Below are 12,614 nucleotides of genomic sequence, written 5' to 3' on the forward strand. Positions count from 1 at the left end.
GTTTATTCTTTTATGATGAGCTTTTGACCAATATAGATGGTGTTTGTTTTAAGGTTATTGAGTTCTTTGAGGGTAGCGACTGTGGTTTTATGCTTCTTGGCTAAGCTATACAGGGTATCGCCTTTTTTGATTTCAATGACTAGTTCTGGCTTTACTTTGAGGATTCGCCCTACATAAATGGTAGATGTGGTTAGTTTATTTAGTTCTTGTAGCTTGGCGACTGTGGTTTTATGCTTTTTTGCTAGTGAGTAGAGTGTATCTCCTTTCTTGATTACTACTTCATGTTCACCCTTTATTTTTAGTGATTTACCTGTATTGATTGTATTTGACTTGAGATGGTTCGCGAGTTTTAGTTCTTCAACTGTCATATGGTGTTTCTTTGCGATGGAGTAGAGTGTGTCCCCTTTTTTTATGACTACATTAGAAGCAGCATCTGCGAGTTGCATGCCAGAAAAGCCTAGAGCAATTAATAACCCAAGCGATATTGCAGCAATCAATCTTTTCATCTGTTATTTCCCCCTGTTGTATGATTGGTTTCACAGAGTATGACGGGAGGACGCCAATCAAAGTTACAGTAGGAAGAGCCTGTTTTAGGGGATGATTTCTACTTATGATCAAAATCCCCAAAATAAGTACATATAAAAAAAGCCTATCCAAAAAAATGAATAGGCCTCGCTTATAATCCTGATCTATAATTTATAGATAGCACTATATTTTTTCTGAAGATATTGAATTAAGTATTCAGCATTTAAGCCTTCTCCTGTAACATCTTCTAAGATTTCCAATGGTTTTTTCATACGTCCATGACGATGTACTTTTTCAGTTAACCATTCTCTTACTGCCATTAGATCGCCTTCTTCAACGAGTTGGTCAAAGTTTGGTAGATCCTTCAGCATCGCTTCTTTGATTTGTGCTGCATACATATAACCTAATGCATAAGAAGGGAAATAACCAAAAGCCCCACCGGACCAATGCACGTCTTGTAAGACACCTTCTGCATCATTTTCAGGTCTTACCCCTAGGTATTCTTCCATTTTAGTGTTCCAAATCTCTGGAAGGTCTTTTACTTCTATTTCATCATTGAATAATCCTTTTTCGATTTCATAACGAACCATTACATGTAATGGATACGTTAATTCATCAGCCTCAATACGGATTAATGAAGGCTTTGATTCATTGATTGCCAGATAGAACTCTTCTAATGACACATCATTAAATTGTCCTTCTGCATATTGCTTGAATAAATCATAATTTCTTTTCCAGAAAGGAAAACTTCTACCTACAAAATTTTCGTAGAATAAAGATTGTGATTCATGAATTCCCATAGAAGTTCCGCTACACAATGGGGTACCAATTAGTTCTTTAGAGATATTTTGTTCATAAAGAGCATGACCACATTCATGGATGGTGCCGAACACAGCAGATCTAAAGTCATCCTCATCATACTTCGTTGTCACACGAACGTCACCAGGATTTAACCCTGTAGCAAAAGGATGAACCGTTTCATCTAATCGACCTGAATTAAAGTCGTAGCCCAATTCTTTAAGAACCGCTAAGCTGAAGTCACGCTGCTTATCTTTTGGAAAAGGTTGATATAAGAAATCAGTTACTGGCTTGTTTGTAGATTCCGATATAGCCTGAACTAATGGGACAATGCTGTTTCTTAATTGTCCAAAAACTTTGTCCAACACTTCAACCGTTACACCCGGCTCATAATCATTAAGTAGTGTATTATATTTGTTTCCTTCATATCCCCAGTATCCAATGAATTTCTTATTAAAATCAACCAGTTTCTCTAAGTATGGTTGGAACAATGAGAAATCAGAATTATGCTTCGCCGTTTCCCATGCAGACTCCGCTTTAGAACTTAAAATGACATATTCTTTATATTCTGCAGCAGGGATTTTCTTGTTTTTCTCAAAATTCTTTTTACATTCAGCAACTGATTTCTTTGTCACTTCTGAAATAACAGCTTCTGCTTCAGAAGTTGATAGTACCTCTATGTACTCTTCCATTTTTTCAGATGTTGATAATGCAAACACTTCGGAAGAAAGCATTCCTAGCACTTCTGAACGCTGCTCAACACCATTTTTCGGTGCGCCTGTTCTTAAGTCCCAATGGATTAAACCAATAGCTTCGGAATAAGCACTCATTTTTTTAACGTGCTCTAGAAATTCTTGTTCAATTTGTTGTATGTTACTCATGTTCATTTCCTCCTTTTTGTACTATTTCTCCATCTTTACTAAAAATCCTCTTACATGATGACAGGTTTTGTCGGACAAACATGAAGAACCTCACTAACGATTTCTGAATCAGTCTTGTCTGACATCAAAATCGTAATCATACCTTCATCCTCTTGTGTCCGAATTAATCTTCCTATACCTTGTCTCAAACGTAACAGCATATATGGAATTTCGATTTCCTTTTGATAGTCCTTAGCTGTCTTCTTCTTTGACTGAAACACCGGATCTTGTGGAGGAAACGGTAATGACCATATGATCACATTCGATAGAGATGGCCCAGGGATATCCAACCCTTCCCATAGGTGAACCGCACAAAGAATAGATTCTTCTTCATTTTGGAAAGTAGAAACCAACTCACTTATTTCTCGGTCACCTTCAAAGAGATAAGTATACTCTTCCTCATTTTTGACAGCTCGTTTAAATTGCTCTAACTCTTCTTTTGAATTAAATAGAAGAAGTGCTCTACCTTTTGTCACATCGATTTGTTTTTTCGCGACATCAAGCTTTTGATTAAATAAATTCTCTTCTTCTAACTTTTTAATGTATATTTTCATTTTCTCATCATAATCAAATGGTGATTCCACTTCAAAAGAAGCATATTTCTTTATTCCTAAGCTCGTGGCAATATAATCAAACTCTCCATTTTGTGAAAGTGTAGCAGATGAGAAGATAAACGGAATTTTTTGTGAGAATACTTGTTCACTTAGTACCTCTTGAACCGTTCTTGGCATAATGACTAAATGAAAACTTTCATGGTCTGGCTCTACCCAGGATATTACCTCATCTGTCTTTTGAAACAATTGAAGCGAGTGTTCTAGTTGATCTAGATGCTCTTCTACAATGTTCAAATCATAATGGTTAATTGTATGAAGCTCTCCTTCAAACACGAGTGCTTCCCCAATATCTACTATCCTTTTATACAACGTTTCAGCAGCTTTTAATAGAGATTTTGGAAAAGTAATCTCTAATCGATTAGAACCTTTAACAGGTGTACTATGTACCTTTAATTCTTGGAAAAATTCTTCGTTATCTACAAGAGCTTGTTCAACTAGATAAGCAAATTCCTCACGCAAATCATTTCCTAGTAGACGTGTTAGTAATTCCTCTAACGTACGCTCCTTGACTCGGAATGTTAACGCTTTTTGGGCTGCAAATTCTACTAAATGACCTTCATCGAATACGACACAGCTTGCTTCAGGCAGTAATGGAAGCTGCCCTTCTCTTCTTCTCGATTCTGCTGTCCAAATATGCTCCATATAAAAGTCATGTGAGCAAATAATAATATCTGTCGCTTTTCGGTAGTGATCTCTTGATAGAGTTTGTCCACAACGATGCCTCTTTGAGCAAGCAAAACAATCCTGGAAAGGATCCCAGGCTATGTTTGTCCATTCTTCGTCAGAAAAATGACCATAATCTTTACGATCGCCGTAATGGTGAAACTTCTGTAGCCCACTATGATCATGTACAAAACCTGGAAGTTCATCAAATAGGTCTTCTTCCTTTTCAGAAGCACCTGTTGACATCCTTTCATCTAGTTTGTTTAAGCAGAGATATTGATCCTGTGATTTAGCAAGTCTAGCATCGATCTGAATATTTAAATGTTGAGCAATCTTTGCAATATCTCCTTCTTTTTTGACAAGCTGCTCTATTAATGTTTCATCCGCACAAGCGATAATAGCAGGCTTACCCGTAAATCTTGCATAGCAAACAGCATAAAGCAAATAAACTATCGTCTTCCCTGTCCCTACTCCTGCCTCAGCAAAAATCACGTTTTTGTCTCGGAACGATTTTTCCAACTGAAATGCCATAAAAATTTGTTCGTCTCTTAGCTCAAATCCTGCATCAGGTAAGATGTCGTAAAAAACATCCCCAATCCATTCGTTTAGCTTTGTGTAAAAGTTATCTTGTTTCCCTACCTCAAAAGGGAGTTTTTGTCCCATCATCAATCTATAAACCTCCAGCCGTCGCACCTATAAACTCAACATACTACTATTCTATGTTTGCTTTATAAATCCTCTTTTACTTCCATTCATATAAATAATAAAAGTTTTCCCTAGGGAAAACCATCTAGCTGTTTGTATATTTTAAATACTTTTTATCTACAGCAGTTGCATACGATAAAGCGTCCAATACATTGTTTTGCGCTTCTGATAAGGCATGATTAATTGTTGATATAGAATCTAGATTCTCCTCTACCAACTGATATGAATCCTCAATTGCCTTAGTAATCTTTCTGAAATCTAATTGTTCATATAACATAATTTTCACTCCTGTTAAAATCACAATATTTAACAGTATATGCGCTCGAAAAAAATGCTATACATGAGGCATTATTACATCTAACAATATAGGATAGAACCACGAGAATGGTCAAGTAATAACCACCCTCGTCCTTGGAACAGTTCTAACTATTTCTTGGTGGTCTTGGTCCCCAAAATTGATAGTAGTCTGTTCTTATAAAACCATTAAACAGCTTTCTTTTTTTGGTTGCTTGTTTCCCATATAACTTTTCAAACTCAGGATGTGAAGTAAGCATATACACAGACCAGGTAGGAAGCTTTTCAAATGCCTTTCCCATGTCCTTGTACATCTCTTCAACTGCCTTCTTTTCGCCTAGACGCTCGCCGTATGGTGGGTTTCCTACAATGACACCATACTCATCTCTTGAGGTAATATCCTTTACTTGCATTTGTTTAAAGGAAATTAAATCCCCTAATCCTGCCTCGATAGCATTTTCCTTTGCCATATTCACCATGCGATGATCTACATCAGAGCCCATTATGTTTAGAGGCTGATCATATTTAGCAAGGTCTTCTGCCTCTTCTCTAGCTTCATCCCATAGAGATTGACCTATCCAGTGCCAATTCTCTGAAGCGAAGTCACGATTAAAGCCTGGTGCAATGTTTTGTCCAATTAAGGCCGCTTCAATTGGTATCGTACCCGAACCACAGAAAGGGTCGATAAAAGGCTTGTCAGGTGTCCAATTTGTTAATTTCACTAGTGTAGCAGCTAACGTTTCCTTTAATGGCGCTTCTCCCTGATCAACACGATAGCCTCTTTTATGTAAGCCGACACCGCTTGTATCTATAGTTAATGTCACAATATCCTTTAATAGAGCTACTTCTATCCGGTACAGAGGGCCTTTTTCTTCAAACCAAGTCGTTTGCTTGTATGTGTGTTTTAAGCTTTCTACCACAGCTCGTTTCACAATACTTTGACAGTCCGACACACTAAAAAGCTTTGATTTAACCGATTTTCCTATAACAGGAAATTCAGCATCCACTGGGATATACTGCGCCCAATTTAGTTTTTTTGTCTTCTCAAATAACTCATCAAAGGTCGTTGCCTTAAACTCCCCTACCTTAAGCTTCACTCGATCAGCTGTTCGTAACCATAAATTGGCTCGGCAGATTGCTTTTTCATCTGCTTCAAAAATAACTTTTCCGTTTTCAACAATACAGTTCTCATACCCTAGGCTTCTTACTTCATCTGCCACTATTGCTTCAATCCCCATTGCAGCGGTGGCAATTAAGGTCACTTTTCCCATAAACGCTCCTTCTTTCATTCAATACGATTTTCTTCTATGTAATGGTCTATTTAATTACTTATGTTACATACAGCTTGATGCATATTAACAGTTTATATACATACTTCTATACATGTTTATATGTATAGAGTGGTATTCAAAAGAGGCCTTCATAAATGGAAAAAGCTCTCCTCGAGTGGAGAGCTATCATTTAAAAGGGTTGAAGTCCATCAATAGCGTTTTGTAAGCCATGTTTTGTACCATCGTACTCCAAGCGACTGACTCAAGCGTCTCGTACTCAGGTGGTAATCATCTATCTACAGATGAATCATCATCTGTCGTTCTCATCGTTCAAGTTCCTTAGAGAACGCGCCCCTACCATAATTTGGGTTTCTCGCTCGTGGGGTTTACCTCGTTCCACTCCAACCATTTCTAGTTGGACTTCGTCACTGTGGCACTTTCAAGGTAGTCAGACCATATCCAGAGGACTTAGGTCTTTTCCCTGCCGTCAGCCAATTCCTTGACTGCCCTAGCTTATGAATTAACTAGGCACGAACACTACAGGCATCGCAGCCTGTGCGAGCATGGACTTTCCTCTACATGACATGCATGCAGCGATTACCCAAACGCTATTGATCAAGCAAGATTTAGTATATTACATCCTTCTTCTTTTCGCAATGATAATTCATGGAAGTTCTTCCAGGAACACTCCATATTTTAATTGTTATTCAAACAACTTACTTCCAAATACATGTTTCTCTAGGTTAGATAAACGCTTTAAAATATCAAAATTTGTATTCCCTGCTGGTTGTGAAGGTCTCTTTGACACTTCATCTGCTTGGCGCTTTAAGCGTAAATTTTCTTGTTGAAGCTCTTCAATTTCCTGATGAAATGCTTCATAGTCTTTAATCACATAGTCTAAAAACTTATCTACTTCTTCTTGACTGTACCCTCTAAAAGAAGTTTTAAATTCTTTTTCTAAAATATCCTTTGCGGTTAGCTTTACTTTATCTGATAGCATATTATTCACCTCAATACCCTTTACCATTCATCTTTATTATTTTTCCAAAAAAACAGGTAATTGTCAATTTTATCTTTTCACATCAAGTTGCTATATTCCACTTTTCTAATTTCCTACCCCTTGTACCTCTTACCAGTTAGAAGGATCATTAAACTGCTCTTCATTCACAATCTCCTCAATATCATATGGTGTAATGAAAAAGATATGGTAGTCCTGAAGATTCATTTTTTTCTGTGCCTCTTGTACCATAAAAAAAGGGCTCCCCTTTTTTTCATCATCATAGAAGGCTAATAACCCATCTGTTTTTTGAACAATATATTGGTTTTTCACTTTTAATTGGCCAGGATTTTCGTAAGGTCTTTTCGTAATACTGTCTATAAAATCAGCTCGTGAAAGGATCCATTCGTACTGTTCTTTATTACCTTCATTCCATTTCTCTTCTTGTTGTAAATGTGGAGTTAGGATTCCCAACTGAACAGGATATTCTTTTTTTAGTTCTATAACTACTTCTGCTGCCCATAACTCTGTTCCTAATTGACCACTAATTATAACCCATTCCAATCCTTCTTCAATTAAAGGAATTAAACGCTTGCGTATCGCTTTTTTTATGTAATGAATACCTTTATGTTCTTTTTGAAAAATACCTAACTCAAAAGACTTATACCCTGTAACTGCTAACACTTTTAGCATCTATATCACCTTTCAATAAATGAAACAAGAACCGACCTTAGGTCGGTCCTTGTTTAGTATCATACGTTAATTATCCTAATAACATGTTGTTGTTACCTTGAAAACCTGGTGTTGGAGCTACTCCTGGAGTTGGTGCTGTAGGAGCCATTCCTGGTGCCATCATTCCTGGACCTGGAACGGGACCTGGATAATCACCTGGGCATACAAAGTGTTGATTTGCCACTTCATTTACGACAGATTCAGTGTGTGGGAAATAGTGATTGTGTTGATATAAGTGGTGATTAACATTCGTTGTATGACTTGGGTGAATATGTGGAACGATTGTTGTATCGTGAAAATTTTGAACACAGCACTTCGTAGGATAAACGATTGGCGCTAAAACTTTTGGATGACAATGATGATGCATGCTAATTTCTCCCTTCAATTTCTCTTTTGTGTTATTACACTAACAGCCTATGAGAAAGAGAGGGTACATGTACTGATGAAAACACCTAATTTTAGTTTGTTTACCTAAAGTCCACGTTTGCCTATACTAATTTTTCTATCCAAAAAGCAAGTAAAAACTGCTTTTAAATTCAGTGAATAAGAAAATGGTTAAGCAGATCATAAAGAAAAAGAGAATTAATAAAGTTATTGGCACAACTGAACTCTCCCTAAACTAATTTTACAAGTGTTCATTTTAAAATTTGTTTTCGGAAAATTCAACTTGTAAATTATAGAAGACTCTTTTTCTTTTTCTCAGCACAATGACATTATAATTGAATCCACCAGTCTATTTCGACATCACATTTTGACGAATTATCAGGAAACATGCGCTTGCCTAGGAAATATCTGTATACTTTATATTTTTTATTTCTAATCGATTCAGTCTCTTGCGAATTAGATCTTCTTTATAGTAAGCAAGTTGATTAGCCCAAGATAATGCTTGCTTTGTGAATGTAAGTGCCTTCCCAATCACTTTCTCTTTATGCTCATAATACTTCGCCAGTTCAATTGCTGCATGGATTCTCTCATCTAATGGAAGTTGTTCATCATCTTGCAATTCCAGCCAGAGTTTTATGGCTTCCTTTAGTTTTTTTTCTTTCTTATAAAACTCGGCAAGTGCTTTCTTCGCAGCCCAGCTATAGGTTCCTTTTTTATGAAGTATTTGCTCGTATTGCTTGGTTGCAGCATCTTTTTCACCAACAGAAGCATACCATCTAGCTACTTCGAATTGTTCTGTCTGACTTCCTTGTTCCGCTTTAAGGAGCTTGTTTGAAATGTGAGTAAACAATGTAATAAGTGTTAAAATGTCAGTCTCATTATGCTTCATAATTCCAAACACACCTTCTGGATTTTGGTCCTCTAAGTAATGAAAATAAATCATAGGGGCCATATATCCAGGAATATCTCCATCCCTTGTTATGTTTAAGATTTGCTTCTCTACTAGGCTCAGCTTTAGTGAATCGTACTCCTTCTTCCACAATCTTCGACTTGCATGCAGTAAGTCGAAATGTCCGAATTTAGGAAGCTTTGGTACCTCATCTCGAATCATGGTATGTCTTGTTTTGACTTGTGGCCAGTCAAATGCCTTGCCATTATAAGTGACGAGCGTCGTGTAATCTACTTCTTGTAAGAAATAATGATATAAAGCTACTTCAGAAGCAGGACTAGGTAAGAATAATTGTCTCAGAATGACCTTATCGTTAAATACTCTCGCGTACCCAAGAAGAAAAATAGTATTTCCTGTTCCCCCGCCAAGCCCTGTTGTTTCTGTGTCAAAGAAGAATAAATCCTTACTTTCAAAGCCTGCGACTGAAAGTGGGTGTTCAAAGGATGATTGATTCCAACCCATTACAACCTTTTGTAAATCACCAAGTGGATATAAGCCATGATTAGTAGATAAAGAAAAAATCTTCTCACGAATAAAGATATACTCACCGTCAAAGAAATAAGGTTTTGCATCAAATGCAGTCCATTCTTCCAAAAAAGGTATATCTACCTTATCCGATGAGCGCTCTGATTGGAGTTTTACGCCTTCTGGTTTTTCTGTCACATTTTCGTTACTCTCTGATCCTAAGTGTTTTTTCATCCGGTTAAGTTTCTGTTTTAATGACATTTTTTCACCTCATTTCCTAAGAAGAACATTTGTTTAGATAAACTGATTGAGTAATTGTAAGGAGGCTTTTTTCGTATTTGTATCATAGGCATCTAGCCCTACACAAGATGGACAGCCACTTTCGCATAGACAGTCCTGAATGGATTTTGCTGCTTCAACTAAAATATGTTCCATTTTATCAAAGAGTTTTTCACTCAAACCAATACCTCCTGGGTATCGGTCATAAAGATAAATGGTTGGTTCCCCCGAATGAGTAGATTTCACCTGAGGAACGATATGAACATCGCCAGGGTCACACATTACGATGAGTGGTACAATATGCTTTATAGCATGAGCTACACCTAGTAGGCCTTGCTCTAATTTTTTTTCGCTCATTTCGTCTTCTTTATTAAACGTAAACCAAGCAGCATTTGTATGGAGCTCTTCCTCTGGAAGATGGATAGGTCCTGAGCCAATGTTATCATGCGTTTCAAATTTTATTTTTTTAAAGATTGTTGCCATGGCCGTTACCATTACATCTCCGTACCCAAGATTTACTTTGTCATTTGCTCTTTCTTTATCTACTTCTAACACTTTTAGCTGAACTGCCAAATTAGCATCTGTAAAATAATCGACCTCTACTTCTCGTACAAACGCCTTTTTCTCCTCCCAATCTAGCTTCTCAACTTGATACTGAGTTCCTTGGTGTAAGTAGATGGCTTCGTCATGTAATAGGGTCATCGCACTAAATCGATCCATCTCTCCAATGACTTTTACATTACCTGTCATAGTCTGATCAATAATAACGATATTCTCTTGTGAAGCTGAACGTAGACTTATGTTGTGAGCAGGAAACGAATCATTCATCCAAAACCATTTATTTCCACGGTGGTGAAGGACTTTTTCATCCGCTAAAAATTCTAATATATCCTCAATTTCAACTCCACCAAATGTATCATCTTCTTTAAAAGGGAGTTCATAGGCCGCACACTTAATATGGTCTAATAGGATAACTAGATTATCAGGATTTATTCTTGCGGTTTCAGGGTTTTGTTCAAAGAAGTATTCTGGATGCTGAATGATATACTGATCCAAAGGATTTGAACTACCTACCATGATAATTAGTGCTTCCCCTTGCCTTCTTCCTGCTCGTCCAGCCTGTTGCCAAGCACTCGCAATCGTTCCAGGATAACCTGTCATTATGCACACTTGAAGTTGGCCAATATCTACGCCTAATTCTAGAGCATTTGTACTAACAACCCCGTAAATCTCGCCCTTCCTAAGTCCACGCTCAATTTCTCGTCTTTGTACCGGAAGATACCCACCTCGATATCCTCGTATTGACTTAGGCCCTAGCTCATTTTTAACAAGCTCTTGAAGGTACGTTAAGATGATCTCTACTCGAACACGGCTCCTTGCAAAAACAATGGTTTGGATTTTATTCTTTAAGAATTCTCCAGCTAAATCTCTTACTTCTAATGTTGCACTTTTTCTTATATTAAGCGGTTTATTCACGACGGGAGGATTGTAAAAAGCAAAATGCTTCCTTCCAGAAGGTGCACCGTTGTTAGAGATAAGCTCCATTTGTCTGCCTGTCAGCTGCTCTGCTAATTCTTTCGGGTTAGAAATTGTAGCTGATGTACAAATAAATTGTGGATTGCTCCCATAAAATTGACAGATTCTAAGTAAACGGCGAATTACATTTGAAACATGACTCCCGAATACCCCACGATAGATGTGGAGTTCATCAATTACGATATATTTCAGATTTTCAAATAAAGATACCCATTTTGTATGATGAGGTAGAATCGCAGAGTGGAGCATATCTGGGTTGGTTATGACAATATGACCTGCTTTTCTAACTTTTTGTCTAATAGATGCCGCCGTGTCTCCATCATACGTATAACTATTAATGGAAGCCCCTATTTCTTCTATTAATTCATTTAGTTCACTTTTTTGGTCTTGGGCTAGTGCTTTTGTAGGAAATAAGTATAGTGCTCGTGCATCTTTATTTTTTAGAACAGTTTGCAAAACTGGAAGATTATAACAAAGTGTTTTCCCAGAGGCAGTCGGAGTAACGGCAACAAAGTTTTTTCCATTTTGAATGGTTTCATAGGCTTCAACTTGATGGGTATATAACTCTTGAATCCCTCTGTTTTTTAAAGCCTGTACTAATTTTAAGTCTACACTAGAAGGAATTGGAGCCGTTTTAGCCTGTTTTGCCTCAATTGTATGCCAGTGTACAATTTGTTTATTTTTCTTCAGTTCTATTATTAAATCTTGCATATTTTGTTTAGCAAATCGTTTCATGTATTTCACCTCAGTTAGCTTTATTTTAACGAATAAACGTTCGATTCGTAAACTAAAAAACAATGATTTGTATTAAGTCATTGTTTTAACTGGTTTTATTTTGTATATATGTGTCATGATAAGCAAAAAAATAAAGACCCGAACAATTAGGTGAAAGGCACCTGATTGTTCGGGTTTTATAATTCTTATTTTTCACTTTACTAAACGTTAACTGAATTCAACTTCAGAAACATGCGTCCAAAAAGTTAACAGAAGTAAATTACTCTCCTGTCTTTGCAAAATGTTGAATTCGCTCACCAATTTCATCACGAACTCGTTGGAAGAAAGCCCATTTCTCTTCTTCTGTTCCTTCTGCTTTAGCAGGGTCATCAAACCCCCAGTGAACACGTGTCACATGAGGTGGTGTTACTGGGCAGTGATCTGCAGCATGTCCACATAAAGTAACGACTAAATCTGCACGATCTAATATTTCAGGGGCAATTGTGTCTGAGGTTTGGTTTGATATATCAATACCTACTTCATTCATTGATTTAACAGCATTTGGGTTTAATCCATGAGCCTCAAGTCCTGCACTTTTTACGTCCCACTGATCACCAAGATGTTTTTTTGCCCATCCTTCTGCCATTTGACTGCGGCATGAGTTTCCAGTACATAAAAAGTAAATTGTTTTCTTTGACATCTTGCATTTCTCCTTTTAAGTTGAGTTGTTATAATAGGTTCTCCCAATTTTGTTTTTAAGAAGTAAGA

The 12,614-nt window shown here is 37.0% G+C and carries 11 protein-coding genes and 1 other RNA gene; all 12 read right to left on the reverse strand.

Features of this window, described 5'->3' with window-relative positions:
• Positions 1–2: 2 nt before the first annotated feature.
• Positions 3–506, reverse strand: a complete 504-nt coding sequence (locus LT143_RS07895) for a LysM peptidoglycan-binding domain-containing protein (RefSeq protein WP_246942027.1) — start codon at positions 504–506, stop codon at positions 3–5.
• Between the two features lie 183 nt (positions 507–689).
• On the reverse strand, positions 690–2,204 hold the full coding sequence (locus LT143_RS07900) for a carboxypeptidase M32 (RefSeq protein WP_246942029.1): 1,515 nt from the start codon (positions 2,202–2,204) through the stop codon (positions 690–692).
• 50 nt (positions 2,205–2,254) lie between these two features.
• Positions 2,255–4,189, reverse strand: a complete 1,935-nt coding sequence (locus LT143_RS07905; protein WP_246942031.1) for an ATP-dependent DNA helicase — start codon at positions 4,187–4,189, stop codon at positions 2,255–2,257.
• Between the two features lie 121 nt (positions 4,190–4,310).
• A complete protein-coding gene (locus LT143_RS07910; RefSeq protein ID WP_246942483.1) occupies positions 4,311–4,502 on the reverse strand; it encodes a DUF3921 family protein in 192 nt (63 codons plus the stop codon).
• Positions 4,503–4,647: 145 nt separating this feature from the next.
• A complete protein-coding gene (locus LT143_RS07915) occupies positions 4,648–5,790 on the reverse strand; it encodes a THUMP domain-containing class I SAM-dependent RNA methyltransferase (RefSeq protein WP_246942033.1) in 1,143 nt (380 codons plus the stop codon).
• 218 nt (positions 5,791–6,008) lie between these two features.
• An RNA gene (gene rnpB, locus LT143_RS07920) (RNase P RNA component class B) lies at positions 6,009–6,399 on the reverse strand.
• Positions 6,400–6,493: 94 nt separating this feature from the next.
• A complete protein-coding gene (gpsB, locus tag LT143_RS07925; protein WP_246942035.1) occupies positions 6,494–6,790 on the reverse strand; it encodes a cell division regulator GpsB in 297 nt (98 codons plus the stop codon).
• 129 nt (positions 6,791–6,919) lie between these two features.
• Positions 6,920–7,480: an SLOG family protein gene (locus LT143_RS07930; RefSeq protein ID WP_246942037.1), complete on the reverse strand. Its 561-nt coding sequence runs from the start codon at positions 7,478–7,480 to the stop codon at positions 6,920–6,922.
• A gap of 70 nt (positions 7,481–7,550) precedes the next feature.
• A complete protein-coding gene (locus LT143_RS07935) occupies positions 7,551–7,886 on the reverse strand; it encodes a spore coat protein (RefSeq protein ID WP_272495729.1) in 336 nt (111 codons plus the stop codon).
• Between the two features lie 414 nt (positions 7,887–8,300).
• Positions 8,301–9,578, reverse strand: a complete 1,278-nt coding sequence (locus tag LT143_RS07940) for a ribonuclease H-like domain-containing protein (protein ID WP_246942039.1) — start codon at positions 9,576–9,578, stop codon at positions 8,301–8,303.
• A gap of 33 nt (positions 9,579–9,611) precedes the next feature.
• Entirely contained in the window at positions 9,612–11,867 is a 2,256-nt protein-coding gene (locus LT143_RS07945) for a DEAD/DEAH box helicase (RefSeq protein WP_246942040.1), read from the reverse strand.
• Positions 11,868–12,126: 259 nt separating this feature from the next.
• On the reverse strand, positions 12,127–12,546 hold the full coding sequence (gene arsC / locus LT143_RS07950; RefSeq protein ID WP_246942042.1) for an arsenate reductase (thioredoxin): 420 nt from the start codon (positions 12,544–12,546) through the stop codon (positions 12,127–12,129).
• Positions 12,547–12,614 lie beyond the last annotated feature (68 nt).

Origin of the sequence: Bacillus pinisoli (assembly GCF_023036475.1) — a bacterium.
In the GTDB taxonomy this organism is placed as follows: Bacteria; Bacillota; Bacilli; order Bacillales; family SA4; genus Bacillus_BS; species Bacillus_BS pinisoli.